The following is a 26,239-nucleotide window of genomic DNA, read 5'->3' as shown; positions in this document are numbered from 1 at the left end:
CGGATCATAGAAATCCGGCAACACCCGAGACCGACGCATGGCCATGCACAGACAAAAGTTCGCTGAAGTGCCAGTTCAGATGCCATATCCCCAACGCGACCGGCTACCGTTCCACAGATCAGAATCGCCGGCATCACGAGCGCCATGCGTCGCCTGAACTGATTACTCAGTTCGAACTCAAGACCTCCCGATCTCGAATATATGCGCAACGTTGTCAGATGCATCTCTAGATCACACAGCGATTGTCAAGCCTTGAAGAAGGCGAAAATATAATAGAATCCCGGAGGGATCAAAAAGCACACTGAGGGCTTTCCGGACTGCCCTTGCGCTATCGAGAGAATCGACGATGACAACACTTCAGGGCACGACAGCACTCGCGGCCGACGGTACCGGCGTCACAACCTCGACCAATGGTCCGCTGAGGCAGATCTGACCCATGAGGATCCTCGTCCACCCGCACCTCATGGAGATCGGCGGCAGCCAGCTCAATGCTCTCGAGCTCGCCGATGCCGTCGGGAAGGCCGGTCACGATGTCACGGTGTACGCCCCTGCCGGCGAGTTGGACTCGGTGGCATCGTCGATGGCCTTCGACCGCGTGGTGGCGCCACCGAGCGGCACATGGGCTTCCGTCCGCAACATCCGCAAGCTGTCCCAGGTCGCAGGCTCGAAAGAATTCGACGTTGTGCACGCGTATGAGTGGGGGCCGTCTATCGACTTCACCCTGGGTCCACACCGCGCCACGAGTGTACCGATGGTCACCACGATCCTGTCCATGGATGTCCCCGATTTCCTTGTTCGCCACGAGCCGCTCATCGTCGGCACCGCAGAGTTGCTCGCCGAGCAAGCGCCGACACGAGCGCGAACATTTCTGCTGGAACCTCCGATCAACACCGACATCAACACCCCGTGCGCAGACAACTCGGGTGCCCGTAGGCAATTCGGCCTGGTACCCACTGACATCGTCATTGCCGTGATCTGCAGACTGTCAACCGATCTCGACAAGGTTGTTGGTGTTTTGCAAGCCATTCGCGTTGTTGATCGACTGGCCGAACACTCCGCCGTTCGGCTCCTGGTCATCGGCGATGGGCACGGCCTCACCGCGGTGACCACGGCAGCAGCGGAGGTCAACCTACGGCATGACCGCGACGTCATCATCGTGGCCGGCGGAATGACGGACCCCAGGCCGGGCTACGAGGCGGCCGACATCGTCATCGGGATGGGCAGTTCGGCTCTCAAGGGCATGGCCTTCGCCAAACCACTTGTTGTTCAGGGAGCCAACGACTTCTGGAGGTTGCTCGACGAGTCCTCCCTACCCGGGTTCTTGGTCACCGGCTGGTTCGGCCACGGCGGGAAGGGCGACGAGGACCTCCACGCCGGCCTCAGCGGTCTGATCGCAGATAAGGAACTACGGGCCACACTCGGCAGCTTCGGTCGCGAGGTCGTGGTATCCCGCTTCAGCCTTCGCCGCGCAGTCGATGTGCAGCTGGCAATTTACGAAGCTGCCATCGTCGACCGTCCAGACCGCAGGACAATCGACCGGGAGGTTCGACGGACCGCGTTCGAGGTGGCCAAGTTCAAGGTCTACATGGCAACCAAGCACCGTCGCGAGCACCTTCGGCCGTGGCTGGGCCGCACCCGACCACGCGAGGATGCGCTGACACATTGACCACCGATCTCGGTCAGTCCATCCGCCACGGTCTCGTTTGGAGCATGGCAAGTGCACTGACGCTCCGCCTCGGAAGTCTGGTGCTGGGAATAGCACTGGCCCGACTTCTCTCGCCGGAGGAGTTCGGTGTGTACGCCGTTGCGCTCACGGTGCAGACCATCCTCATCACGCTGGTCGACCTCGGCCTGACCGCGGACCTCGTCCGATCCCCGGACCCCGCGCGCCGTGCACCCACTGTGGCGACGCTCGGCCTGGTGGTCGGAATAGCCCTGTCGGCCCTGATGATGACCGCTTCCGGTGCGATAGCCGATATCTTCCGCTCCCCAGACGCGGCCTCTGTCATCATGGTGATGTCCGGTTCCATGATCGCCTCCGGCGCCGGGGTCGTGCCGCTGGCCTCACTCCAGCGCACCTTCGACCAGAAGAAGCTCTTCGCCGCCAGTGCCCTCGACTTCGTGGTCGGCACCGGCATCACCGTGGCACTGGTCGTCGTCGGACTGGGGCCGATGGCATTGGCCATCGGCCGGGTGACAGCCCAGCTCTGCGCAACCGTTGCGATGTTCCGGCTTTCGCGGACAAAACCCAAGTTCGGGTTCGACCGGGACGAGGCCGGCCCGGCGCTCCGGTTCGGGGTTCCTGTCGCCGCCGCCAATCTGTTGTCCTGGGCGCTGATCAACGTCGACAACGTCGTCATCGCCCGGCTGACGGACGAGGCCGCACTGGGCCTCTACGTTCTGGCCTTCAACATTGCGACGTGGCCGATGAACGCAATCGGCCAGGCGGTCAGAGCGGTGTCACTACCGGCTTTCTCCCGGTTGGCTCGCGACGAGGCCGGCGACGGCTTTGACGGCCGACACAGACCCAGGGACCCAGGTCTGGCCGTCGGAACCGCATTCTCCTGGGCCGCAGGCGTTCCCGCGGGTGTACTTCTCGCAGCCCTATCCGTCCCGCTGATACATCTGTTGTACGGGCAGAAGTGGGAAGCGTCGGCCGCGGTGCTGGCAGCTCTTGGCTTCTTCGGTTCGCTGCGAGTCCTGTTCGACATGATGGCCACATACCTCTTGGCGCGTGGGGCAGCCCGGCCGGTCCTATGGGTACAGGTGTTCTGGATGGTGACCCTCATTCCGGCAGTGATGATCGGGGTTCAGCACTTTGGTATCGTCGGCGCGGCCTGGGCCCATGTGGTCACCGGAATCATCTTTGTCCTGCCCGCATACCTGTGGGCCGCAGCGCGAGTGGGTGCCGATACCCGCGCCGTGGTCAGGGTTCTCGTGCCGCCCGCACTCGCCGCAATTCCGAGTGGTCTCTTCGCATATTATGTTTCGCTGCAGTTCGATACGGCCGTTCTGTCGCTACTCGTTGGCGGCGTTGTCGGCCTGGCGATCTACTCCGGCCTCCTCTTTCATTGGTTGCGTCGTATCTGGACGACATCCAGAAACGTTGCCACGTCCCCAACACAGCAGACGCTTAAGGAAACGATATGAGCGACAGCGTGAAGCGGCGGATCAGGACCAGGCCCATCGAAGCCGAGGTATGGCCACAAGCGCGTGTCTCTGTAGTTGTGCCGTGCTACAACTACGCGCACTTCTTGCCGGATGCGGTGAGCAGCGCACTCTCCCAGAAAGACGTCGACGTCGACGTGATCGTGGTCGATGACGCCTCCACCGACGAATCCGCTGAGGTGGCAAAGTCGTTGGCCTCCAGCGACCCCCGCGTCAGGATCATCGAAAACCAAACGAACATGGGACCTGTGGGAACCTTCAACAACGGGTTGGGCGAAGTGACCGGAGAGTTCATCGTTCGCCTCGACGCCGATGACATGCTGACACCGGGATCCCTGGCGCGATCGGTGGCACTGGCACATGAATTCCCCTCGGTGGGATTGGTTTACGGTCATCCCGTACATTTCATCGAGTCCGAACAGGCCGCGGGCAAGAACCGGGGGTGGGGCAAACCCGTCACCATCGCTCCGGGTGCGACTCCCCCGTACCGATCAACGGCACGATCCTGGACCGTGTGGCCGGGCCGGGCCTGGCTCCGGGATCGTTGCCGCACCGGCCTCAACGTGATCACCTCACCCGAGGTTTTGATGCGCGCATCCGTGGTCGACTGCGTCGGAGGTCAACGGAACCTGCCGCACACCCACGACATGGAGATGTGGCTGAGAATCGCGTCCGTTTCTGACGTGGGTCACGTCCGTGGCGCCGACCAGGCCTGGCATCGCGAACACCCACGGAGTCTGTCGACGGCACTCACCGGCTCAATCAATCAGTGGCAGGCCCAACAGCTGGCGTTTGACACTCTCTTCGAAGGCGTTTCAGACGCCCTTCCGGAATATGCTCAGCTGCACGATATTTCCCGACGCGCGGTCGCCAAAGGCATCTTGCGTGAAGCTTGTCATTCTTACGACCGCGGCCGCGCAGAGCCAGACGATGTCGCCGCTGCGGAAGGCTATGCCCTCGAACTGTACCCGGAGGCCACCGCACTCTGGACCTGGCGTGCTCTGCAGCGCCGCAAGCTCATACAAGACCGGATTCCGGTCAACAGAACGCCCTACATCGGTGCCGGGGCGGCTCACAGGTTGATGTTCGAACATCGCGCACGGAGATGGAAAAGAGACGGAATATGACCAACTCAAGCCATCACGCTTCGCAGTTTCGCCGCCGACTCACCCAGATGTCGTCGATGGTCCGGCAGCGCGACTATCACGACATGGCCAAGCGCGTCTCGAGGCGGGCCTACCGCGCCACCGGTGCGAGCTCATTGGAGTTTCCGCTCCTCTCCCAAGACGTCTGTGACTCCCGCACCGTCACATGGAAACTTCCTGACTCGCGTCCCGCGCCCGGATCGAAGCTGACCATCGCGTGGATCATGGTTCCGCCTGCCGGCGGCTCGGGGGGCCACACCACTATTTTCAGGATGATCGAAGCACTCGAGGCAGCGGGGCACGAGTGCATCGTCTACTTGTACGAGAAGAATTCGACGCCGGCAGCATTTCATCAAGCCGTCATCAGGGATCACTGGCCGAGAATCAAGGCGGCTGTCGTCGACATCGAAGATGGCCTCACCGAGAGCGATGCCTTCGTCGCCACCTCGTGGGAGTCAGCGCACGTCCTGGGCAGCCGGGGCGCCGCAGTTCCCGGCGAACGCCTCTACTTTGTCCAGGACTTCGAGCCGTTCTTCTATCCACGCGGATCCGAGTACGCCCTGGCCGAAGACACCTACCGATTCGGATTCCAGTGCATTGCGATCGGACACATGGTCGCCGACCTGGTACGACCGTACGCCCAGGTCTCGGCTCTCGAATTCAGCTGCGATACCGCTGTTTACAAGCTCATGGGAGAAAGTGACCGGAGTGGGATCGTTGTCTATGCCCGGCCCGACACACCGCGTCGAGGCACCACACTTGCCATGCTCGCCCTGAGCGAGTTCCACCGACTGCGCCCCACTGAGACCATCCACGTGTTCGGCGACATCCCCGACTCGTCCCCGTTTCCGATTCTGGCACACCCACGCGTGAGCCCGGCAACCCTCGCCGGGCTCTACAACGAGACATTCGGGGGACTGGCGATGTCCTTCACGAACATTTCGCTCGTCGTAGAAGAAATGCTCGCATGTGGTGCCGTACCGATCGTCAATGACTCACCGTACGCACGGGCCGACATGCCGAGCACCTCCGTGCGGTGGGCGGCACCCACTCCGTCTGCCATCGCGGCAGAGCTGGTGAAACTGGTTGACTCACCGAACCCGAGGGAGCAGGCGTCAGCAGCCGCAGCCAGTATCCGGACAGACAATTGGATGTCCGCGAAACAGCGAATTGTCGAATTGATCGAAGCCCAGGTATACGGCTGACGAACTGCGAGCTGTGTCGGCCGCACACCTGGGCAAATCAGCTACTCAATCCAGCGCGATCTTATAGACGTGGTACTCGGCTTCAGATTCGAATTCGTCCTGAAAGGAACCATCAGTGGCGGTGATATCACGATCTTCACCAACCACCTCGACCGTATCGGTGAGCCCTGCCGGTAGCGCGAGATGCCGACTTCCGGCCGTGCCGTCGGTCATCGCGAACATGTAGGCGAAGCCATCCTTCACCTTGAGCATCGTGTCGGTTCCCGGTCCCGCGTCCCAACGGTAGCTTTGCGTATTCAATACCGTTGCAAGAGATTTGATGAGGTTGTTGACCTCACCCATCGCCCGGACCTGAGAATCTCCGCAGAAGCCGCTTCCAAGGACCTGTGCGTCCCGGAGCGGTTGCGATGACTTGCAGGGTCCTGCAAACGACTGCTGGAACCACACGAGCCCACGGGCCTCGTTGATCAGCGAAGACATGGCAGCACCCTTGAGTTCTTCCGGCGTGACGTAGCGCGAGAACGACTCCTCTTCGCCGGCACCGGACAACACCTCGACAAAGTTCCACACTGGTTGCAGGCGTCCATCGACCGCATCGCGCGCCCGCAGTGAATCGACCATCCGGCCGTAGCTCGACGCTGAACGGCACGTCGATTCCGGAATCGGATTCACATAGAGTTCACCACGGTAATTCGGGAAGTCGCAGAAGGGAATCGTGTAGAGGTACATATCGAGGCTGACGACATCTGAGTAATCATTGACATACTTCTCCTGGTCCGCCAACGGCATGTCCTCACCCACCACCATGTGCGTGTAGTTCCCGTACAAGAACTGTTCCTTACCACCGAACTCGTCGATCACATTCTGAAGAAGCGCCTGCCCCTCCGCCGGGTCTTCGAAGCGTCCGTCTATTTCATCATCTGTCATCCGCCCGGGCCAGTTCTTCGACGCCGGATCGAATCCGCTGTTGATCTGTCCGCCAACCCAATCCATGTCAGCGCTTTCCAGAACCTTGAAGTCGGATGCCTCCCACAGACCACCGGTGTAGAAGTTTATGCCCAGGCTCTTGTCCCACAGAACCTGTTCCTTCGTGTCAAAGGACCCGTACCATAGGCCGATGGGGAAGAACTCAGGATTCGTCCAGTCCGATGCACTCTCGAACTCCTGCCAATAGCCGGGCCCTCCCTCCCACGGCACCCGCTCCAGACCTTCGATGCCTCCGACTGTTTCACTGCTCGTGTCGGCGCCGGCCGAGTCACATGCGGTCATCGTGAGTACCGCCATACCCACAGCCATCAGAACCCTGATGCTGCGCTGAAACTCAGAAAACATCGTCACTACCACTCCTGGAGTATTCTTCGGCTACGCCGTGCTTGTATCGAACTGCCTCCGCAACAACGCATTAGACCGCAATTGCGGTTCGGCTACTGTCATCTCGTTCCCAGGCCACTGTGCGGGCCCACCGAGCGCGCCGTCTGGCGACCAATGTCAGTACCACGTATACACCGGCGTCCCACGCGGATTGCGGACCTCGCACCGAGTCGATGACCGCACGGAGGGTCTGGCCGGCGCTGGGGGCCTCGGCGACCTCAGCCTTGCCCCGATAGACCCGCTTCATCATGTGCAACAGGCTGTTTCGATCACGTGGGACGACGACCATCGCCGGCGCGGTCTCGACGACGCACTTCTCGTCCGCGACGAACTGCGCATCGACCCACAGATCGTCACCGGTCAGCGAGGGGAACGGCCCGATCCTGTGGTGGCCGGCCTCGCTCAGACCATAGGCACCGGCGCCCCACAGCGCCGTCCGGAACCACGCGATACGCGATCGGGCCCGGTAGTACGACCGCACGAGTGCGTCAGCTCCGCTGACATCGAACATCGACGACGGCCGCGCAGCCAACACTGAACCCGACCGGAGTGCCGCAAGCACCTGTGCCACAGCGGTGATGGTTATCGTGATGTCCGCGTCGAGGTACAGCCGGGGCCACAGCCTCGCGGTGGCGTCGCCGAGGTTCAGCGCCGTGATCTTCGAGGCCTCGGCCGTCTCCACCACGGTCACACCCAGGTATGCCCTGGCGACGTTCGCGGTGTCGTCGGTGCACCCGTTGCACACCACGATCAGTTCGATCACACCGCTCGCCGCCGCAGCAACCAACGGCTCGAGAGTACGGCCGATCACCGAGGATTCGTTGTGCGCCGGGATGATGACCGCACCTAGGGCCACACCACCGACCGGCAGCGGGGGCGGCGACGCCTTGGGCAGATCAACCCAGCGGGCGCTGTTGCAGAGCACCCGCAACGTCTTCCGGTGCCCACTGTCGTACGAGCGCAGGGCCTCACCCAGCATCACCATCGCTCGATGCGATGCCGACTGCAGCTCACCGTGATAGCGGTCGAAATACCGCACCCGGTTGACAGACATCAGCGTCGCCAACTCCGGTGAACTCCCCGATCCGGCGCCCCGATGTTCCACCACGGCACGCGGGTCGAACCAGATCAGTGCACCCGATGCACGGATGCGTCGGAAGTAATCGACCTCCTCGGAGTAGAGGAAGTACCGCTCGTCCCAATCGCCGACGGCACGGTCGACATCGGCGCGGATCAGCAACGCCGCACCGGTGGCCCAGTCGATCTCATGGGGGTGGTGGTAGCGCTTCGGATTCCACACCGTCTCCGACCAGCGTTCATGTCGCCGGTCGAAATGGTGCCCGAACAGACTGTCGCCCAAGGTTCCCACGACGGAGGGTTCCGACCGCAGTGACGGATAGGTGAGGCCATCGGCGTCGACGATCCGCGGGACCACCACACCGATACGACTGCGATCGAGGATGCGGAGCATCGTCCCCACCGTCCCGGCCCGCACACGCAGGTCCGGATTGAGGATGAGCACCGCTCGGCAGTCTCCAATCTGACGTCGTGCGACATTGATACCGCCGGCGTAGCCGATGTTGCCTCCGGCAGAAATCAGGACGACATCGTGATGGCGCGCCACGATATCCCTGGTGCCATCAGTGGAATCATTGTCCACCAGCACAACCCGGATGACATTCTCGCGAGCTTCACGACGAAGGTCCGCCAGGAGGTGGCCGATGTCATCACTACTGTTGTAGGTCACCACGATGACCGCCACGTCAGCGCGGCCGTCCACACCGATGAAGTCGTTGTCATCGATCATGATTCATCACTCCCGAACGCTTCGAGTCCACCAACGGTTTCGCTATATGTGCGCCCACAGTCACCGCAGGTGAGGTCTCCGGACAGGCGCTCGCCGCATTCACATGCCCAGCCGATCTGCCTGCCGGGGTTCCCGACCACAAAGCCGTGTGCCGGAACATCGGCGACCACCACGGCCCCCGCCCCGATGAAGGCATGCTCGCCGATGGTGGTGCCACACACGACCACCACCCCGGCACCGAGTGTTGCACCGCGGCAAACGGTTGTCCGCGAGAGCGCGTCACCACCGCGCTTGATGTGGGCACGAGGACGCAGGTCATTGGTGAAAACCACTGCGGGCCCCAGGAACACGTCGTCTTCGACGGTGACGCCCTCGAAGACAAGGACCCGGTTCTTGACGGTCACCCGATCGCCTACCACCGCTCCGGATTCGATGTAGGCGTGGTCGCAGACGTTGCAGTCGCGACCTACTCGGGCGCCGCGCAGGATGTGCGCAAACGCCCAGACCCGGGTTCGCTCACCCACTTCGGCACTCTCACAGAGTGCGGCTGGATGCACGTAGACGTCGGTGTTGTCAGTAACGGTCATGACCACTTCTTTCGCATTTCAGGCGTCCGTATTTCAGGTGTTCTGGGATCTGCGCCCGTGCAGCCACACACGAAGTCGCCACATTCCGCGACGACGCAGCAACACCGCGGCCACCCGGATCAGGTCACTGAAGGTGCTGAGTTTCCCCACCCTGGTGTCGAGTGCGTCGCGATACTCCTGCAGTTGGCGTAAGACCGCGTTGTCCAGCTCATACTTCTGGGCCAGCTTGTGGGAGTACGCGCCGCGGTATTCCCTCAGGCGTTGGCTGTCCAGCAGCGGCTTCAAAGCATCGAGCAGCTCGCCCTTGCCCATGCCGACACCGCTGCCGACGCCGTACCACCCCGACCACTGGAACTGCTCGGCGGTCGCATGGTTCACCGCCCTGAAGTAGCCCTGGTCGCCCTCCACGACCACCGGCTTCCCGAAGGCCATGCCGTGCAATACCGAACTGTCCGAACCGATCACCACATCCGCGGCCGCATAGGCCTCTCCACGGTCGAGCACGTCGCCCGCGGCCACCGAGACTGTCCGCGCGTACCTGTGGTTCAGTTCCGTCGCACGTTCCTCGGCCAGTGCGTGACGAGGACCGTCTCCCACCACCAGCAGTTGCACTGGCAGATCCAGCGCCGCAAGGTCACTGACCGCATCGAACACGGTGGCCAGCGCTGCGGTCGACGATTCGGAATCGGGCGCGGTGACCACGATGATGAGCAGTCCGTGCCGCTCGAAACCCCAGTGTGTCTTGAGTTCACCGATGTTGCCGTACTTCGCCGGATCATTCTCGGCGGTGTTCACCCACGGCTCCAGCAGTCCGACCCGGGTGTAGCCCGCCGACCGCATGTCGGCCACGGCACTTCGCGAGGTCATCAGCAGCGGTACGGTCCGGGGCAGCACGGGCGCCGGGTTGCGCGACAGTACGGTGCCGGTGACGGCAGCGTGCGCCCTGAACAGTTGCGTCGCCACGAAGGCCTTTGCTATCGACTCCCATTCGAACGCGTGGATCATATCGATATCACGTTCCCGCGAGACCCTGGCGAGCAGTCGCACCGCCCGCAGCACGCACCAACGGGTCCTTTCGGGCACCGATACGACCTCCACGCCCAGTTCACGTGCTCGACCGACGATCAACCCCGGACCGCCCAACATGGTCACCTCATACCCGGCACGCACCATCGCACCGGCCATCTCGACAGCCTGGCGTTGACTATCACCTGAATCAAGGTCTTTGGGGTAGAACAGAATTCGCATTCTCCATCCACCCTTTCGAACGAGGGCGCAGCACCTGGAGCAACCGCAGCGAGCTGGTCACCGCGCGCCAACGATCAGGCCGGCCAACCGGTCGACCACGATCTCCTGCTGCGTCACCGAGATGTGAGGGAACAGTGGCAATGACAAGATCTGTTGTGCCGCATGCTCGCTGACCGGGAACTGCCCGGCACGATGCCCATCGTGATAGGCACCGGTGAGATGGATCGGCGTCGGGTAATGGATCCCCGCGCCGATTCCGGCGGCACCGAGACCATCCAGGACCCGATCCCGGCCATCGACCCGCACCACATACAGGTGCCACACGTCCACGTTGCCGGGAGCCGATGTCGGACTCTGCACACCGTCGATCGATGCCAGCATCTCCGAGTACCGTTCGGCAGCGCGGCGTCGCAGATCGTTCCAGCGTTGCAGATGGGCGAGTTTGGCCCGCAGCACCACCGCTTGCACGGCATCGAGCCTGGAGTTCACGCCGACCACGTCGTGGACGTACTTCTGCCGGCTTCCATGGGCTGCGATGATGCGGACGCGGTCGGCGAGGGCATCATCGTTGGTCAGCACGGCGCCGGCATCCCCCGCCGCACCGAGGTTCTTGCCCGGATAGAAGCTCGTGGCCGCAGCGATACCCGTTGTTCCGGTGGGTATTCCGTTCCGGCTCGCACCTTGCGACTGGGCCGCGTCCTCGATGATCATCACATCGTGACGGGCTGCGAGATCCACGAGCTGTTCGACAGGGGCGGTCTGGCCGAACAGGTGCACCGGGATGATCGCGCGCGTCCGCGCGGTGATGGCCGCCGCCACCTGCTCGGGATCGATGAGCAAATATTGGGGATCGACATCGACCAGGACCACGGTGGCGCCGGCCCGGCTCACCGCCTCTGCGGTTGCGATGAACGAGTTGGTGGGGAGGATCACCTCGTCGCCGGCGCCGATTCCGGCTCCGCGCAACGCAAGTTCGATGGCATCGGTGCCGTTGCCCACGCCAACACAGTGCTGTGCACCCGAGAACTGGGCATAGGCTGTTTCGAACGCGGCCACATGGGTGCCGCCGATGTAGCCGGCAGTGGTCAACACGTCATGCAACACCGGCATCACCTCGGCGGCGACGTCGGCGAACTGCGCCTGCAAATCCACGAACGGCACTCCGACTCTCGCGGCATGTCCCTCAGCGACAACACTGTTCGGGACAAGACTGTTCGGGACAGCATTGTTCGGGGCGATTCTCTCGACGGTCATACGCGGCTTTCTCTCGGCTTGATGTTGCGAGCGGGACTACCCGCCCAGACCTCGTGGTCGGGTAGATCTGTGAGCAGTACGGAGCCCATTCCGAGCACCGCCCCTGTCCCCACCCTGCTGTTCTGCCTGACAGAACTGTTCATTCCCAGGTAAGCCTCGTCGCCCACCACCACATTGCCGCCCAAAGTGACACCGGCGCAGAGTGTCACGAAGTCGCCCAGCTGATCGTCATGGGTACACACCGCATGGGGCATCAGCACGGCATGGCGCCCGATCCTCACCGACGCGGTCAGGACCGAGCCGGCCATCACGATGGTTCCCGACCCGATGGACACATCCGACGGCAACCGGACATCAGGGGCGATCACGGTCGCGTAGCGCACGTGATCGACTCCGAGGCGGCGCAACCGGTCGACGATGAGACAACGCGACCGGCCCGAACCGGTGCACACCAGCAGGTCGGTGTCGACGTGATCGAGCACGGAGCGAATGCCGCCCATCACGGGCAACCCGGCAATGTCGGTGCCGTGCAGGCCAAGGTTGTCGTCGAGCAGTCCGATCGGTTTGTACTCCTGCGTATCCTCGAGTAGCGCAGCGACCTCCCTGGCGAGTCCACCGGCACCGATCAGAATCAGAGGCTTCATCACGTACCCCGGATCACGTCCACGACCCGAAAGAGGTCGTCAGCAGTCATCTGATGGAACAGGGGCAGTATCAACGTCGAGTCGGTCAGTCTCTCGGTCACGGTGAGATCGGCGTGCTCGCGCCAGGCGTGTGCGGGTTGCCGGTGCGCAGCCATGATCCCCCGACGCGCCGAGATCCCCGCCACCGCGAGTTCGGCGAGCAACTCCTCACGCGAGAAACGGAAGCCGGGGAGCACCTCGATCCAGAACGACTGGAAGTTGGCCCGGCCCCCGACAGGGTCGGCGACACAACGTATTCCGGCCACACCGGCCAGCGCGTCCTGGTACATCCCGGCCAGTACCCGACGCCGGGTCACCATCTCGCCGAGACGGCGCAACTGGACGATGCCCACGGCAGCCTGCATATCGGTCATCCGGTAGTTGAATCCGACCTCGAGGTACTGCTCGGCCTCCGCGAGAACGCTCTCGTGCCGTTGCGCGGCACTGACACTCATCGCATGCTCGCGCAGGGTCCGCGCCCGATCAGCCCAGTCCATGCGGTTGGTCGTCAGCATTCCGCCTTCTCCGGTGGTCAGCAGCTTGCGCGGATGGAACGACCAGACGGCCACGTCGGCGTCCACGCCGACCGGCCGGTTACCAAGCCTGGATCCGGCCCCACAGGCTGCGTCCTCGATGACCGTGATCCCCCGCGGGGCGCACAACGCCTTGATCGACGCGATGTCGGCGGGTATTCCGCCCTGGTCGACCGCGATCACCGCGGTCGTGGCCGGCGTCAGCGAAGCCTCGATCGTCGCGGCCGTCACGTTTCCGGTCAGAGGCTCGACATCGGCGAACACCGGATGTGCACCCACATACGTCGGCGCGTTCGCAGTGGCCACAAAGGAAAATGACGGAACCACCACGTCGTCACCGGCCTTGACGCCGGCGACCACCAGCGAAAGATGCAGAGCAGATGTGCAATTCGACAGCGCCACGGCATACGCCGTATCGACGAGCGCGGCGAAGCGGGATTCGAACTCCGCCACTCGTGGGCCTTGCGCCACCCAGCCGGACTCCAGGACGGCGGTCACCGCCGCTACCTCTTCCTTTCCGAGATAGGGCTGCATCACATTGAGCCTGACAGTGGAGGTCATGACGCCACCGATCGGCCGGCCGCGATGCTCTCCCGCTGCGGTTCCCACCACTTCACCAATGCGCGAAGTCCGTCCTCGACACCGATCTCTGCGCGAAAGCCCAGGTCGTTCGATGCGGCGGTGGTGTCGGCCAGACGCCTCACCACACCGTTCACGGCCCGTTCCGGACCGTGTTCGACCGACAAGGGTGAGCCCATCACGCGAAGCAAGGCATCCGCCAGTTCCAGCAGGGAGGTCTCTGTGCCACTCGCGATGTTGTACACACCCTCGTCGATATCACTGAGTGCGGCAAGCACATTCGAGCGAGCAATGTCTTCGGTGTACGCGAAGTCCATCGTCTGGGATCCGTCGCCGAAGATCAGCGGCGGCAGGCCGTCGGCGATTCTCTCCATCCACCGGACAAGGACCTCGGTGTACACGCCATGGACGTCCATCCGCGGGCCGTAGACGTTGAAGTACCGCAGCGCCACATACCGCATCCCGTACATCGCCCGGAAGCTCCGGAGCATGCCTTCGTTGAAGCTCTTGGCCGCGCCGTAGAAGGTGTCGTTGTTGTGGTGATGGTGGCGTTCAGTGGTCGGGAACTGCTCGGCCATCCCGTAGACGGATGCCGACGACGCCGCGACCACCTTGTCGACGCCGTGTTCAGCGGCGGCTTCCAGCACCGTGAAGGTGCCGTTCACCAGCACATCGAGCGCCAGTCGCGGTTCCTCGGCGCACTGGGTGATCCGGATCGCGGCCTGATGGAACACCACGTCGGAGCCCTTGGTCAGGTCATGGACCAGGTCACGGTCACGCAGATCTCCCACCACCAGTTCGGTACGCGGATCGTCTAGCGCCACAGCAAGGTTCGCCTCGCGGCCCCGAACCAGATTGTCCAGGACAACAACGCGGCCCACGCCCTGATCGAGCAACTGGTCGACGATGGTCGAGCCGATGGTGCCGGCGCCGCCGGTCACCAGGACCGATGCGCCCTGCAATGAACTCACGATGCACTCCGAACGGTCAAGGAGCTGTCGTATTGCCGGGGCGCGACCGGGCGGCCCCGGGCGGCCAGGCTCTCGGAGACGGCCTCGAGGACCGACAGCACCCGAAGGCCCGCATCCCCGTCTGTGCGGGCCGAGCGCCCGGACTTGATCGCCGACGCGAACTCTCCGACCATTGTCGAGAGCGCTTCCTTCTCTGTGAGCGCCGGCACGGTGACGTCGCCGAGTCTGTAGGAGACCTGAGCGGCCTTGCGCTCATCCACCGACTGACCGAAGGCCAGATCGACACCCCTGTCATGCACCGACACCCGGCGCTGCGCGTCGAGATCGTCCCAGACCACCGTGCGGTGGCTGCCACCGATCACCATCTGCCGAATCTTCGTGGGCGACAACCAGTTGACGTTGATGTGCGCGGTGGAGCCATCGGCCATCGTCAGTGAGATGTGACCGACACAGGCATTGCCGACGCGTAGTGGATCGGCACCGGTGGCGCTGACCTCGACCGGATTGAGGCCGCCAGGCAAGATGAAGTCGAGGATCGACAGGTCATGTGGTGCCAGGTCCCAGAAGACATCGACATCGGGTTGCACCAACCCCAGGTTGATGCGGGTGGATTCGATGTACATGACGTTGCCGAGCATGCCCGACTGCACCGTCTGGGCGATGTATTGCACCGCGGGCGTGTAGCAGTAGGTGTGGTCGATCATCAGTACCCGGTCGCCATCGCGGGCGGCGTCGACCATGGCGACCGCGTCGACGACACTGGGCGCCAACGGCTTTTCCACCAGGACGTGCTTACCCGCGGCCAACGCGGCCAACGCCAAGGGCGCATGCGTCTGGGCCGGAGTGGCGATCGCGATGGCGTCGATGTCGTAGCGTTCCAGCAGTCGCTCGTAGGACGTCTCGACCTCGACGGTCGAGCGCGAACCGACGACAGCCTGTGCGCGCTGTTCGTTCAGGTCACAGACCGCGACCAGATCCCAATCCGGCGAACCACGGAAGTTGCGGACGAGGTTCGGGCCCCAGTAGCCGGCGCCGACCACCGCCACGCCGAGTTGCTTCTTCATCAATTGCTCCTTGATAGAACGTCGCGGCCATTGGAGTTCGGTTTGACCAGCAGACCGTCGAGGTTGTTGCTGGAGGTATGGTTCTCGGTTGACTCAAAGTCAGACTTCGGTACGTCGGCAGGTTCGAACCCGTTGTCTTCGGCGCCTTCCGTGGCCGGGGCTCGACGACTCTTCCGGAGCTCGAGAGCTCGTGCCGCGGATACTGCACCGAACAGCAGGACCAGGCCGGCCACGCCCAACATCGCGACGTTCCGGAGTCGGCTCGACAACCTCTCGACCGCGGCCCCCGGCGGTGTGACCTCTTGTGCGGTCATGAAGTACTGCTCGTCAGCGCCATTGACCAACTGGATGGAACGTAATTCTTCGGTCAACAAAGTGCCCAGCCGCGATGTGGTGTTGACCGCCTTCTCCGGGGTGTCGGCGCTGGCTGTGACCCTGATGATCTGTCCGGAACCGAATTCGCTGGCCGGCAGGGCCGTATAGTCCGTCGACAGTCCGTCGCGTTCGAGGGCTTCCGCCACGTCCAACGCCCCGAGACGCGTCATCACCACTTGAGCGGCCAACGACGGCTCGGGGGCGCGCAGATAGGGGTTGTCTGTTTTGGCTGTCAACGCCGGATTGTTGGCTATGTCGAGATCAGAAGGAGTGTCTGGCGTGATCAAGACATAGGTAGCCGACGACTCGTAGGTTCTGGGCCCGTAGAACATGGCGTAGCCGCATGCCCCGACGATCAACAGCACCAGCGGGATCGCTAGCAACTTGTGTGCCCACAATGTCGAGAAGATCGCAAATGGATTCATGCGGTTAACTCTCTGTTCGGTGCTGAGGCTGGGCGTCGTTCCGGGAATGCCTCAGTGGAAGTTGATGATTCGCCACGCGCGGCCAACCACACGACGCCGGACAAGCCGGCGATGAAGCCGGAGATCAAGGTAAATGTCGGAAAGGAGAACGAATCAAATGCTGCAGACGCCACCAGGGAGGCGGAACCCGCACCAAAGACCGCACCAGCGAGTGCCTTCATCTCGGGATCACGAAAGTGGCGTGCTGCCAGCAGACCGGCAAATGCCGTCAAGCCGAAGAAGAGTGCCACCGCAACCGCGCCGGCAATCCCCATCTCAACCGACGATTTCAGATATTGGTTGTCGAGAATCTTCAGGGCGTTCTCGGGCAGGTACGTTCCTGGCCCGGTACCGAACCAAGGACGATCAGAGACCATTGCCTCCACTCGCGGATAGTTGTTCAACCGCGTGGTGATCGACGGATCCGCAGACCCCACCGTCAGCGTTCCTTTGAGCGTGGCAATCATGCCCGGCACAGTCACGAAGACCGCCACCACCGCCACGGGGACAGCCACCGCTGCCCACAGCCGGGCCGTCCGCGGCAGGAATGGAATGCTGAACAAGCACACCACGAGGAGGCTCAGCAACATCGACCGAGACACCGTGCACACCGCTGCAGCAGCGATGAATACACATTGCGCCCACGGAAGCCATCGGTAGCGGGAACGGTCAAATAGACCCCGCCACACGGCAAACGGCAGCATGAGGCTCATCACAACCCCAAGCTCGATGGGTGAGAACATCGTGCCGGCAACCCGCGTGAACTCCGCACGCGTCTGAAAGGTGGTGTTGCCACCGTTATCGGTCATGCCGACCAGGGCTTCAGAAATCCACTTGACCGGGTCGATCCCAAAGGCGAACTGGCAGATCGCGATCATCGCGCACAGCGTCGCACCCCATGTCATGGCTCTGATCAACGATCTGATGGCCGCAGGGCCACGTACGAATTCGGCTGTGGTCAGCGCGATTCCCGTGATGGCCATGAGTGTCAGTACCCACCGGTCGGCGCTCATCCGCCCGGCCAATCCGGCCGGGCCTGCGCTCATCACAACGTATGAGGCGGCTGTCACAAACCACAAGATGCCCAATGCCAGACGTGCGGGATTTCGAAACCCGACCGGGTCGTGCAGGCCCCATGCGGCTGATGTGATCCACAACCCGAACACAAACAGCGCGAGGATCATCGCGACAAAGCCATTCGCGCCCAGCGGCGCGAACACGAAGTTCGGTGGGATCAAGAAGACCGTGACGGCTACGGCACGGAGCAGCCACGGGGCGCGGTCGACCGAGGCCTGGTCCACCGCCGGCGCGTGGTCGACGATTTGGTTCACCAGGTGAGTATGCGGCGAATCTGCGTGAAATTGCGCATCGAAAACGAAACTGAATGCGTTCAGACGATGGCCTCTAATTAGCACCAGTAAGGATTGTAGGCGGAACGATTGAACTTTCGTTTCGGTCGACCGGTCGTCAATTTCCAGCAGCGCCCGGACCGTCACCTTCACAACTGTCCCTGTGCCTCATATCTGACACTGACGGTCAATCTAAAAGGCTACAAAATGATCTTCAAGAAACAATCTAAATGAATGATCACTCCCTATCATTGCTTTTATATTACCGGGCGAAGACTCGCTATTGCCTGTAGCCCCAATGGGCTCTGACTCCACTTGAGATTGCCCGGTACTTTCGCCAATATTCGATTGATCGTGGCGAATCGACCTTCGCGGCCACGCTCGCAAACCCCGAGATCCCGAGATGGGTACAGATCATGTTGGACGAAGTGCGCGTGGCACCAAGAACTGCGAAAGTGTCACCGTTTGAGCTGGTCAATCCGCCTGCAGAGAGTTGGCAGCAGACCTACGCGCGGCGAGTTCGCTGGACCGACCTCGTGATCGTCCTGGGTGCCGTGGCCGGCGCCGTCATCGTTCGATTCGCCGGAAATGGCGATTTGGGAATAGATCAACGCAAACACCTGACAATCGAAACAATTGCGCTCTCAATAGTTTGGATGGCAACGCTGAGAGCAACCCAAAGTGAAGATTCGCGAATCCTTGGTTCAGGTGCCACCGAGTACAGCCGAGTGGCGTCGGCATGTTTCATGACATTTGGCCTGCTCGCAATCTTCGATCTGATCTTCAAGCTCGATATTGCCCGTGGATTTGTGGCCATCGCACTTCCATTCGGCACATTGTCTCTACTCGCGGGACGATGGATCTGGCGCAAACAACTGACCCGACAAAGAGCAAATGGCCGCAATCTTCAGCAAATACTGATCGTCGGCGACACCGAATCATCAATTCCATTGATCGATCGAATCGAAGACAACCCGGTGCTCGGATACCAGGTTGCCGGAATAGTGCGCACCGCCGGACATCGTTCACACCCGTCCCGTGGCGGCGAACTGCTACCCGAACCTCCCGACCTCGACGCCCTCACCCACGCGGTGCGGCGATCGGGTGCCACCACGGTGGCGGTGACCTCGGCATCAGCGCTCGGGCACTCCGTCATGCGGGAGCTGTCGTGGGAGCTCGAGGCGATGGGTGTCGACATGGTGGTGGCACCCGGCGTCACCGACATCGCGGGGCCCCGAATGATGTTGCGCCCCGTCGCAGGTTTGCCCATGGTGCACATCGACAAACCTCGATACGCCGGCGCAAATCGGTTACTCAAAGGGGGAATCGACCGCGTCGGGGCGGCAGTACTGCTATGCACGATCGCGCCGCTTCTCGTCGCATGCGCCATTGCCGTCAAATGCAGCTCACCCGGTCCGGTCTTCTATCGCGCCGAACGGATCGGGACAGGCAATACCCCATTTCGAATGTGGAAGCTCCGCAGCATGGTCAACGGAGCCGACAAACAGAGGTCAGAACTCCTCGGCAGCTCGGATGGAAACGGCGTGCTGTTCAAGATGCGCGAAGATCCCCGAATCACCCGCGTCGGTCACTTTCTGCGCCGCTACAGCCTCGACGAGCTCCCCCAGCTGATCAATGTCCTGACCGGCGAGATGAGCCTGGTCGGTCCGCGACCACCACTTCGCGAAGAAGTCGCGCAGTACAGCGGCCCAGTGAATCGCCGAATGCTCGTCCGCCCGGGCATCACCGGACTCTGGCAGATCTCCGGGCGGTCAGAACTCTCCTGGGACGAATCTGTTCGCCTCGACCTGATGTACGTCGAGAACTGGTCGATCATGCAGGACCTCGTAATCCTCTGGCGCACATTGCATGCCGTCATCAAAGGGCGCGGTGCCTACTGATGAGTCCCAACCCATCCAGCGCACTGACCAGGAGAGCAAAGATGCAGTCACCTTCGGCGCGATCGGACGAAACTGATCGTCCGCCCCAGACCGTCACGATGATGATCGACGGAGTCGCCGTGGATCTCTGTACCGAAGCCCTCGTGCTCGATGCCGTGCAGCGGTGCCTGACCGGGCCCCAACGTACGCCGTTGGCCATCGGATCGGTCAATCTGGACCATCTCCATCACTTCACCGCACCGGGCGGCCCGCGACTCGATCACCCCGATCGTCACGGTGACGACGGCGTGGACTGGGTGTTGCTCGCCGATGGAGCCCCCATCGTCGCCCGGGCGACGAAATTGACCGGGCAGGCCTGGCCCCGCCTCACCGGCTCCGACCTCCTGCCCGCGATCCTCCGCCAAGCCGAGCGGGCGGGAAGCCGCGTCGGCTTCTACGGCGGATTCCCGGAGCTGCATCAGAACCTGGACACCCGGATCCGCCAGGACTTCGACAGCCTGGGACCGGTGCGCTACTGGTCACCTGATCGCGCCGACCTCGCGGATCCGCGAAAATGTGTACGAGACGCCGAGCAGATCCGCGATGCGGGGATCGACGTGCTCGTGGTCGGATTGGGCAAACCGCGCCAGGAACTATGGATCGAACACTTCGGTACGTTGACCGGGTCACGGGCCATGCTGGCATTCGGTGCCGCCGCCGACTTCCTTGCCGGAACCGCGCAGCGCGCCCCGATCCAGTTCCAGAGGCTCGGCCTCGAATGGCTCCACCGTCTCACATCCGATCCACGTCGGCTGGCCCGCCGTTACCTGATCGAAGGCCCTCCCGAACTGCTGACCCTGCGTCGCGCGCAAGTCGCCGACGACTTCCGGTCTGCCGTCGCCGATGCCGGTCGCGTCGGATCACCCGCTCCGGCGTCCACCATCAGCAGGCAGTGAGCTGCGGAGGTCCCGGCCAAACCCTGCGGCGGGGGCGATAAACCTTGAATTCACGATTCACGGAAACACATTCACCGACGCCTTCGCCGACGGCAACAGCGTCCACACCTACCGGCTACGAGGCGTCGAACTCTGCGGCCCGGGCCGGTGATCAGCTAAGATAACTCTTGACCTTGCTCAAGAGGGTGGGCTGGTCCGTCCATATTCGACAAAAAGTACATCGTGTTAGTTCGCCAAGCACACGACTCAGTAGGTCCCGCCCATGGAGGGTTCCGCCATATTGCTCCGTACCGCCCATGGATGAATCGTGGGAGGTTGCGCGAATCGGGGTGGTCGAAGATTTCGCGACCACCCGACGGGGCCTCGTGACGATCATCAACCAAGCCGCAGGAATGTCGGTCGTGGCCGACTCTCCGACGGTGCCGAAGCTGGTCGATCAGGGCGCACCGATCGATCTTGCACTGCTCGACCTGCGGCTGTCCGACGATTCGACGCCCCGCAGCAACATCGAGTTGCTGCGTGCCCTCACCCCCAACATCCTCGTTTTCACCTCGGCCTCGGAGCCGTATCTGATCCGTGAGGCGCTCACCTCCGGGGTTCTCGGCATCCTGAGGAAGTCGGTCGGCGTGGACGAGCTCATCGCCGCGATCCGGTCAGCGATCGACGGTCAGGTGGTACCGACGATGGAATGGGCGACAGCCATCGATTCGGATCCGAATCTTGCCGCGGTCGAACTCAGTCCCAGACAACGCCAGATCCTCGAGTTGTACGCCGCGGGAGAACCAGCATCCCGGGTGGCTTCGATCACCGGATTGTCACCGGAAACAGTCAATTCGTATGTAGGCCGGATCAAACAAAAGTACTCGGAGGCGGGTCGGCCGGCACAAACCAAAACCGACTTGTACAAACGGGCATTGGAGGACGGGTGGTTACCAATGCCGCGGCGTTTTCGGCACTGAGATATCCATCGACCTCCGCCGCGGACCTCACAACCCGACAAGTCAGCCGGTTCGGGTCGATCGCGCTGTGCCTGTACCCATTGCTACTCGTCGAGCCGATCAAAGCCCTCTCGGAGGTGGTTCCGACGTGGTGGACCACCACCGCTCTGGAGGCCATCGTGCTGCCCTCACTGGCGATGCTGGTCTCCACGTTCTTCACCGACACCCGTTGGACGATCCGTCTGGCCTGGGCGGTGTCGATCTCCTACGCCGCGGTCATCACCTCATTCGCCTTCGTCTGGAACGGACTGCCCACAGATGACGGCTCTGGGGCCTGGCTGACCGCACTCGCCGGTGTGGTCAGCGTCGCGGCCGTGGTTGCCATGCCGGTCCCGGCTGCGGTCGCGTATCTCCTGGCATCGGTCACTGCAACACGGATGATCAGCGCGTCGGTCGCCGAACGAACGAGTGCCACGGAGTTCTTCACCGACCTCCCGTGGGGACTGTTCGTGGCCGCGGTGCCTTTTGCCATTGCGATCTTCGCGCTGGAAACCGGCCGACGACGGGACGGAGCGCAGGCACGTGCAAAGCGCCGGGCGGAGGCCACCGCCGCCGAACAGAGCCGCCGCCGGGAACGCGCGAATCTGGACGCGATCACCCATGACCGCGTCATGTCGATCATGTTCGCCGCCTCCCGCGAGGGCACCAACACCGAACTTCAGACCCAGGCAATCGCCACGCTCGCACAGCTCGACGCGCTTGGCGCCGACGACGACCTCAACCGTGCCGTGTCACCGGTCGAGCTGGTAGCGGAGGCCGAGTCCGCCGCGGCGATCGTCGACCCCGACACCGAGGTGCACAACGCCGCCACGATCGGACCGACCACAACCTATCCGCTCGACATCGTTCACGCGATCGTCTCTGCCATGTCCGAGGCTCTGCACAACAGTGTCAGGCACGCCGGCCCCGACGCCGCGCGGTCGGTTCTGTTCACCATGGACAGCAACTCCCTGACCGTCGAGATCGCCGATGACGGCGTCGGTTTCGACCAGGAACTGGTCCCCGCGGACAGGTTGGGAATCCCGCTCTCGATCAGAGGACGGATGGAACAGATCGCCGGTGGCACGGCCACGATCACGTCCGCGCCGGGTGCCGGCACCCGCGTGATCCTGAGCTGGCGGCGGACGCCATGACACTCCGGACGATCACCAGCCTGGCATTTGCCGGTTTTGTTGTGATCACAGGTTTCGTCGCCATCTGGAGTCAGCCCACCGGTGCATCCGCCTGGCCCGTTGTCGTGACGCTGGGGATACTCTGCGTCGGCGCTGCCGCGATCACCTTCGGTCTCGGTGACCCACTGTCACCCCGGTGTACCGCGGTCGCGTGTGTATCAATGCCGGGCGCGGTGCTCGCCGCCCTACTCGCGGAACCACAGATCGTCGAAACCAATCGGCCGCCTTGGCTTTTGAGCGCAATCGTCATCTTGGGAATCGTCCTGTGTCTACGTGGACGAATCGTGCCCGCCTGGTCGAGTCTGGCGATCTGCTACCTCGTGATCTTCGCGTGGTCGGCGGCGTTCTCCGAGGGGCGTCCGGAGCTCGTCCTGATGTTGTTGGCACCGGCCCGAATGTTCATCGGAACGGCATTCGCTCTGGTTCTGCGTCATTCGTTTCTCGCCATCGAGGCGCTCAATCGCGCCGAGGCCGAAGAGTCCGCCAGAGCGGCCGCTGTCCGGGCAGCCCGCGAGGAACGCATCTCCCGGCTCGCCGATCTCGAATCGATGGTTCGTCCGATGCTCACCCGGATCGCCGAAGGGGAACAGCTCTCGGCGGCCGACAGGAAGGCCTGCGCGTTGCTCGAAGGCCAGCTCCGCGATCAGATACAGGCTGCAGCGCTCGCGAACGCTTCGGTCGCAGGCAATGCCCGGGCCGCGCGGCGCCGAGGAGTCGACGTGGTGATGATCGACGACGGTGGGCTCATCGACACGTCGCCGGAGGTCCACCGACGGGTCACTCAGCATGTGAACGACGTACTCCACACCTCAGACGGCGGGCATCTCCGAATCCGCGTCCTCCCGCCGGGTCGGTCGAGTTTGATTTCGATCTACCGAAGTGACGAAAAGTCTGGCACTATGAGAATTGATCTTGACGTGCATGGCGATCCTGCCTCCGACCTCGCTAGCTAGCAGAGGTAACGATGAGGCACTTTTGGTGTAACCAAAAGATGTGGCTACCCGTTTCTCGCGTGCCGTAAGAGGATGAACCTGGGCCGGGAAACCCATCGACCAGGAGCATCCAAAATGACGTTGTCACTTGCGCCTCTCAGCATCAGAGGGCTTGCCATGCCGCGACTCACCGCACGAGAGATCGAAGTCCTGCGGAGTTGGGTGAAGCACGACTCCAAATCCAGTGCTGCGAGCGAGCTTTTCATCACCGCGGCCACGGTCAACACCCACGTCAATCGCATACGTGGCAAATACGCGGCCAGCGGCCGTCCCGCCCACACCAAAGCTGCCCTGCTCGCCCGTGCACTCCAAGACGGTTACGTCACGCTCGACGAGTTCTGAATCGATTCATCGTTGTATCGGCAGTATCAGCCTGAGCCTGAAATGCTCAATCTGCTTCAACCAACACGCATTTCGCCATCGCCATCGCCATCCGAACAAGAGGACGATGGGCGATGGGCGATGGCCACACGTGGTCCTGCGTACCGCGCGACCCGCCGACACTCAGCGGTGGCTGAACTTCGCGTCGCGCTTCTCGACGAACGCGGCCATACCCTCGGACTGATCCTCGGTGGCGAAGGTGGAGTGAAAGACCCTGCGCTCGAACAGAACTCCCTCGGTGAGGCCGACCTCCTGCGACCGGTTCACCGCCTGCTTGGCAAGGATCGTGATCGGCAGCGACTGTTCGGCGATCGTATCGGCGACCTCGAATGCGTCGTCGAGATATGACTCGGTGGGAACCACGCGGGACACCAGTCCGCTGCGTTCGGCCTCGTCGACCGTCATGCGGCGGCCGGTCAGGACCATGTCCATCGCCTTGGCCTTGCCGATGGCGCGCGTGAGACGTTGCGAGCCACCGATTCCCGGGATCACGCCGAGATTGATCTCCGGCTGGCCGAATACGGCATTCTCGGCGGCGATGATGATGTCACACATCATCGCCAGCTCACATCCGCCACCGAGCGCGAACCCGGCAACGGCCGCGACGACCGGGGTCCGAACATTGACCAGACCATCCCATGCGCTGAAGAAGTCGACCGCCAGCATGTCCACGTAGGACTTGTCGGCCATCTCCTTGATGTCGGCGCCCGCGGCAAACGCGCGCTCGGAACCGGTGATCAGGATGGCGCCGACCGACTGATCGACATCGTATGCCTGCGCCGCCGCCACGACCTCGTTCATCAGCCGAGAATTCAAGGCGTTCAACGCCTTCGGACGGTTGAGGGTGATGATACCCACCCGGCCACGCTGTTCTGTGAGGATCGTTTCGTAGTTGCTCATGCCTGGACTCCGTTCGTCAGTACGAGTTCTTTGGGCACCGGGGCGAAGAAGTCGTCGACCTCAGACCTCTCCACTGCGGTGAGGGCCGGCGGCGACCACTTGGGTGACCGGTCTTTGTCGATGACCTGAGCGCGAATGCCTTCCGCGAGGTCGTGGTGGGCAAGGAAGTGGATCGATACCCGGTACTCGGTGACCAGCGCTTCCTCCAACGTTGTCTCCGAGGAGATTTCACGCAGCGACCGCACAGTCACCTCCACCGAGGTGGGAGATTTGGCCGCCACCACGTTGGCGGTGTCGTGTGCGTCGGATTCGTCGTGACCTCGCAGGCGCTCCACGATCTCGATCGCGGTGCCGGCCGAGAAGGCATCATCGATCCAGCGGCGCTTGGTCAGCAGACCCGACTCCGGCGGCTCGATGCAGCACTCCGCGATCACCTCGGCGGCCGGCCGGGTGGTGAGCGCCGAGGTGAAGTCGGCGATCTTCTCGGCGGGGAGGTAGTGATCGGCGAATCCGATCGCGACGGCGTCGGCGCCGTTGATCTGCGCTGCGGTCAGCGCCAAGTAGGTACCGAGTTCACCCGGGGCCTTCGACAGCAGGTACGTGCCGCCCACATCGGGCGCGAACCCGATGCCGACCTCGGGCATCGCCATCTTGGTGCGATCGGTGACGATCCGAGTGTTGCCGTGCGCCGAGACGCCGACTCCGCCGCCCATCACGATGCCGTCCATCAGCGCGATGTACGGCTTCGGGTAGTGCGAGATATACGCATTGAGGACGTACTCGTCGTACCAGAACTTGCCGGACGGAGAAGCGATCGCGTCGTCCAGTGTGACCGACCGAGAGGCATCGCGGTGAATCGCGACGATATCTCCACCCGCGCACAGACCACGCTCGCCGGCACCATCGAGAAGCACTGCCTCGACGGCATCGTCGTGCGCCCATGCGCGCAGAGCGGCGTCGATCTCGAGCACCATCTCGTGCGTGAGGGCGTTGATGGCCTTGGGGCGATTCAAAGTGATCCGGCCGATGCGGCCCTCCGTCCGGACCAAGACGGCGCTCTCGTCTGACATGACTCTCCAATGATCGACTGCGACGGCGGTTCCAATACTTGCATATCCTAGTAACACGAGTCCATAGAACCGATATCCGCGGTAACC

23 protein-coding genes are annotated in these 26,239 nt (G+C 62.7%); 10 read left to right on the top strand and 13 right to left on the bottom strand.

Annotation, left to right across the window (positions count from 1 at the left end):
* Positions 1 to 436 precede the first annotated feature (436 nt).
* The 4 genes from VIQ49_RS21490 to VIQ49_RS21475 are packed head-to-tail and all read left to right on the top strand — an operon-like array spanning position 437 to position 5,518.
* Entirely contained in the window at positions 437 to 1,666 is a 1,230-nt protein-coding gene (locus tag VIQ49_RS21490) for a glycosyltransferase family 4 protein (RefSeq protein WP_331888457.1), read from the top strand.
* Positions 1,621 to 3,150, top strand: coding sequence for a lipopolysaccharide biosynthesis protein (locus VIQ49_RS21485; protein WP_331888455.1), 1,530 nt, complete (start codon positions 1,621 to 1,623; stop codon positions 3,148 to 3,150). The genes VIQ49_RS21490 and VIQ49_RS21485 overlap by 46 nt, the downstream gene beginning before the upstream one ends.
* The gene (locus VIQ49_RS21480) at positions 3,147 to 4,295 is read left to right on the top strand and encodes a glycosyltransferase family A protein (RefSeq protein WP_331888453.1); all 1,149 of its coding nucleotides are present in this window, start codon (positions 3,147 to 3,149) and stop codon (positions 4,293 to 4,295) included. Before VIQ49_RS21485 ends, VIQ49_RS21480 begins: the two co-directional genes overlap by 4 nt.
* Positions 4,292 to 5,518, top strand: coding sequence for a hypothetical protein (locus VIQ49_RS21475; protein ID WP_331888451.1), 1,227 nt, complete (start codon positions 4,292 to 4,294; stop codon positions 5,516 to 5,518). The genes VIQ49_RS21480 and VIQ49_RS21475 overlap by 4 nt, the downstream gene beginning before the upstream one ends.
* Positions 5,519 to 5,563: 45 nt before the next feature.
* On the opposite strand, the gene VIQ49_RS21470 is transcribed toward VIQ49_RS21475, so the two are convergent.
* From VIQ49_RS21470 to VIQ49_RS21420, 11 genes are all read right to left on the bottom strand, one after another.
* The gene (locus VIQ49_RS21470) at positions 5,564 to 6,850 is read right to left on the bottom strand and encodes a hypothetical protein (protein WP_331888449.1); all 1,287 of its coding nucleotides are present in this window, start codon (positions 6,848 to 6,850) and stop codon (positions 5,564 to 5,566) included.
* A gap of 70 nt (positions 6,851 to 6,920) precedes the next feature.
* On the bottom strand, positions 6,921 to 8,696 hold the full coding sequence (locus tag VIQ49_RS21465; RefSeq protein WP_331888447.1) for a glycosyltransferase family 2 protein: 1,776 nt from the start codon (positions 8,694 to 8,696) through the stop codon (positions 6,921 to 6,923).
* Positions 8,693 to 9,283: an acyltransferase gene (locus tag VIQ49_RS21460; protein WP_331888445.1), complete on the bottom strand. Its 591-nt coding sequence runs from the start codon at positions 9,281 to 9,283 to the stop codon at positions 8,693 to 8,695. The genes VIQ49_RS21465 and VIQ49_RS21460 overlap by 4 nt, the downstream gene beginning before the upstream one ends.
* Before the next feature lie 33 nt (positions 9,284 to 9,316).
* Complete coding sequence (locus VIQ49_RS21455; RefSeq protein WP_331888443.1) at positions 9,317 to 10,531, bottom strand: hypothetical protein; 1,215 nt, start codon at positions 10,529 to 10,531, stop codon at positions 9,317 to 9,319.
* Between the two features lie 57 nt (positions 10,532 to 10,588).
* Positions 10,589 to 11,785: a DegT/DnrJ/EryC1/StrS family aminotransferase gene (locus VIQ49_RS21450; protein WP_331888441.1), complete on the bottom strand. Its 1,197-nt coding sequence runs from the start codon at positions 11,783 to 11,785 to the stop codon at positions 10,589 to 10,591.
* Positions 11,782 to 12,429, bottom strand: coding sequence for an acetyltransferase (locus VIQ49_RS21445; protein ID WP_331888439.1), 648 nt, complete (start codon positions 12,427 to 12,429; stop codon positions 11,782 to 11,784). The genes VIQ49_RS21450 and VIQ49_RS21445 overlap by 4 nt, the downstream gene beginning before the upstream one ends.
* The gene (locus tag VIQ49_RS21440; protein ID WP_331888437.1) at positions 12,429 to 13,562 is read right to left on the bottom strand and encodes a DegT/DnrJ/EryC1/StrS family aminotransferase; all 1,134 of its coding nucleotides are present in this window, start codon (positions 13,560 to 13,562) and stop codon (positions 12,429 to 12,431) included. Before VIQ49_RS21440 ends, VIQ49_RS21445 begins: the two co-directional genes overlap by 1 nt.
* Positions 13,559 to 14,551: an NAD-dependent epimerase/dehydratase family protein gene (locus VIQ49_RS21435; protein ID WP_331888435.1), complete on the bottom strand. Its 993-nt coding sequence runs from the start codon at positions 14,549 to 14,551 to the stop codon at positions 13,559 to 13,561. The genes VIQ49_RS21440 and VIQ49_RS21435 overlap by 4 nt, the downstream gene beginning before the upstream one ends.
* Positions 14,548 to 15,615 (bottom strand): Gfo/Idh/MocA family oxidoreductase, encoded by a 1,068-nt coding sequence (locus VIQ49_RS21430; RefSeq protein ID WP_331888433.1) that lies wholly within the window; start codon positions 15,613 to 15,615, stop codon positions 14,548 to 14,550. The genes VIQ49_RS21435 and VIQ49_RS21430 overlap by 4 nt, the downstream gene beginning before the upstream one ends.
* Positions 15,615 to 16,415: a hypothetical protein gene (locus VIQ49_RS21425; RefSeq protein WP_331888431.1), complete on the bottom strand. Its 801-nt coding sequence runs from the start codon at positions 16,413 to 16,415 to the stop codon at positions 15,615 to 15,617. Before VIQ49_RS21425 ends, VIQ49_RS21430 begins: the two co-directional genes overlap by 1 nt.
* Complete coding sequence (locus tag VIQ49_RS21420) at positions 16,412 to 17,956, bottom strand: O-antigen ligase family protein (RefSeq protein WP_331888429.1); 1,545 nt, start codon at positions 17,954 to 17,956, stop codon at positions 16,412 to 16,414. The genes VIQ49_RS21425 and VIQ49_RS21420 overlap by 4 nt, the downstream gene beginning before the upstream one ends.
* A gap of 275 nt (positions 17,957 to 18,231) precedes the next feature.
* Here VIQ49_RS21420 and VIQ49_RS21415 point away from each other — a divergent pair, with 275 nt between their 5' ends.
* The 6 genes from VIQ49_RS21415 to VIQ49_RS21390 all read left to right on the top strand — a co-directional run bounded on the left by VIQ49_RS21415 (position 18,232) and on the right by VIQ49_RS21390 (position 24,143).
* The gene (locus VIQ49_RS21415) at positions 18,232 to 19,704 is read left to right on the top strand and encodes a sugar transferase (RefSeq protein ID WP_414731680.1); all 1,473 of its coding nucleotides are present in this window, start codon (positions 18,232 to 18,234) and stop codon (positions 19,702 to 19,704) included.
* Positions 19,705 to 19,802: 98 nt separating this feature from the next.
* Positions 19,803 to 20,639: a WecB/TagA/CpsF family glycosyltransferase gene (locus tag VIQ49_RS21410; protein ID WP_331888425.1), complete on the top strand. Its 837-nt coding sequence runs from the start codon at positions 19,803 to 19,805 to the stop codon at positions 20,637 to 20,639.
* Positions 20,640 to 20,935: 296 nt separating this feature from the next.
* The gene (locus VIQ49_RS21405) at positions 20,936 to 21,598 is read left to right on the top strand and encodes a response regulator transcription factor (protein WP_331888423.1); all 663 of its coding nucleotides are present in this window, start codon (positions 20,936 to 20,938) and stop codon (positions 21,596 to 21,598) included.
* A complete protein-coding gene (locus VIQ49_RS21400) occupies positions 21,565 to 22,770 on the top strand; it encodes a sensor histidine kinase (RefSeq protein ID WP_331888421.1) in 1,206 nt (401 codons plus the stop codon). Before VIQ49_RS21405 ends, VIQ49_RS21400 begins: the two co-directional genes overlap by 34 nt.
* On the top strand, positions 22,767 to 23,762 hold the full coding sequence (locus tag VIQ49_RS21395) for a hypothetical protein (protein ID WP_331888419.1): 996 nt from the start codon (positions 22,767 to 22,769) through the stop codon (positions 23,760 to 23,762). The genes VIQ49_RS21400 and VIQ49_RS21395 overlap by 4 nt, the downstream gene beginning before the upstream one ends.
* A 114-nt stretch (positions 23,763 to 23,876) precedes the next feature.
* The gene (locus tag VIQ49_RS21390; protein WP_331888417.1) at positions 23,877 to 24,143 is read left to right on the top strand and encodes a LuxR C-terminal-related transcriptional regulator; all 267 of its coding nucleotides are present in this window, start codon (positions 23,877 to 23,879) and stop codon (positions 24,141 to 24,143) included.
* Positions 24,144 to 24,305: 162 nt separating this feature from the next.
* Here the strand turns inward: VIQ49_RS21390 and VIQ49_RS21385 are convergent, their stop codons facing one another.
* Positions 24,306 to 25,082 carry an enoyl-CoA hydratase gene (locus tag VIQ49_RS21385; RefSeq protein ID WP_331888415.1) on the bottom strand — a complete coding sequence of 259 codons (777 nt, stop codon included), beginning with the start codon at positions 25,080 to 25,082 and terminating at the stop codon, positions 24,306 to 24,308.
* Positions 25,079 to 26,152, bottom strand: a complete 1,074-nt coding sequence (locus tag VIQ49_RS21380) for an enoyl-CoA hydratase/isomerase family protein (protein WP_331888413.1) — start codon at positions 26,150 to 26,152, stop codon at positions 25,079 to 25,081. Before VIQ49_RS21380 ends, VIQ49_RS21385 begins: the two co-directional genes overlap by 4 nt.
* Between the last annotated feature and the right edge of the window lie 87 nt (positions 26,153 to 26,239).

Source organism: Williamsia sp. (assembly GCF_036566845.1).
Classification (GTDB): Bacteria; Actinomycetota; Actinomycetes; order Mycobacteriales; family Mycobacteriaceae; genus Williamsia.
Note: the sequence above shows the minus strand (reverse complement) of the source record. Positions and strands in the feature narration are given on the sequence as shown.

Bases quoted from the DNA above. Each gene is read 5' to 3' on its own strand.
- VIQ49_RS21490 (WP_331888457.1), top strand. From the start codon at position 437: ATGAGGATCCTCGTCCACCCGCACCTCATGGAGATCGGCGGCAGCCAG.
- VIQ49_RS21480 (WP_331888453.1), top strand. From the start codon at position 3,147: ATGAGCGACAGCGTGAAGCGGCGGATCAGGACCAGGCCCATCGAAGCC.
- VIQ49_RS21475 (WP_331888451.1), top strand. From the start codon at position 4,292: ATGACCAACTCAAGCCATCACGCTTCGCAGTTTCGCCGCCGACTCACC.
- VIQ49_RS21470 (WP_331888449.1), bottom strand. From the start codon at position 6,850: ATGTTTTCTGAGTTTCAGCGCAGCATCAGGGTTCTGATGGCTGTGGGT.
- VIQ49_RS21465 (WP_331888447.1), bottom strand. From the start codon at position 8,696: ATGATCGATGACAACGACTTCATCGGTGTGGACGGCCGCGCTGACGTG.
- VIQ49_RS21460 (WP_331888445.1), bottom strand. From the start codon at position 9,283: ATGACCGTTACTGACAACACCGACGTCTACGTGCATCCAGCCGCACTC.
- VIQ49_RS21455 (WP_331888443.1), bottom strand. From the start codon at position 10,531: ATGCGAATTCTGTTCTACCCCAAAGACCTTGATTCAGGTGATAGTCAA.
- VIQ49_RS21450 (WP_331888441.1), bottom strand. From the start codon at position 11,785: ATGACCGTCGAGAGAATCGCCCCGAACAATGCTGTCCCGAACAGTCTT.
- VIQ49_RS21445 (WP_331888439.1), bottom strand. From the start codon at position 12,429: ATGAAGCCTCTGATTCTGATCGGTGCCGGTGGACTCGCCAGGGAGGTC.
- VIQ49_RS21440 (WP_331888437.1), bottom strand. From the start codon at position 13,562: ATGACCTCCACTGTCAGGCTCAATGTGATGCAGCCCTATCTCGGAAAG.
- VIQ49_RS21430 (WP_331888433.1), bottom strand. From the start codon at position 15,615: ATGAAGAAGCAACTCGGCGTGGCGGTGGTCGGCGCCGGCTACTGGGGC.
- VIQ49_RS21425 (WP_331888431.1), bottom strand. From the start codon at position 16,415: ATGAATCCATTTGCGATCTTCTCGACATTGTGGGCACACAAGTTGCTA.
- VIQ49_RS21410 (WP_331888425.1), top strand. From the start codon at position 19,803: ATGATGATCGACGGAGTCGCCGTGGATCTCTGTACCGAAGCCCTCGTG.
- VIQ49_RS21405 (WP_331888423.1), top strand. From the start codon at position 20,936: ATGGATGAATCGTGGGAGGTTGCGCGAATCGGGGTGGTCGAAGATTTC.
- VIQ49_RS21395 (WP_331888419.1), top strand. From the start codon at position 22,767: ATGACACTCCGGACGATCACCAGCCTGGCATTTGCCGGTTTTGTTGTG.
- VIQ49_RS21390 (WP_331888417.1), top strand. From the start codon at position 23,877: ATGACGTTGTCACTTGCGCCTCTCAGCATCAGAGGGCTTGCCATGCCG.
- VIQ49_RS21385 (WP_331888415.1), bottom strand. From the start codon at position 25,082: ATGAGCAACTACGAAACGATCCTCACAGAACAGCGTGGCCGGGTGGGT.
- VIQ49_RS21380 (WP_331888413.1), bottom strand. From the start codon at position 26,152: ATGTCAGACGAGAGCGCCGTCTTGGTCCGGACGGAGGGCCGCATCGGC.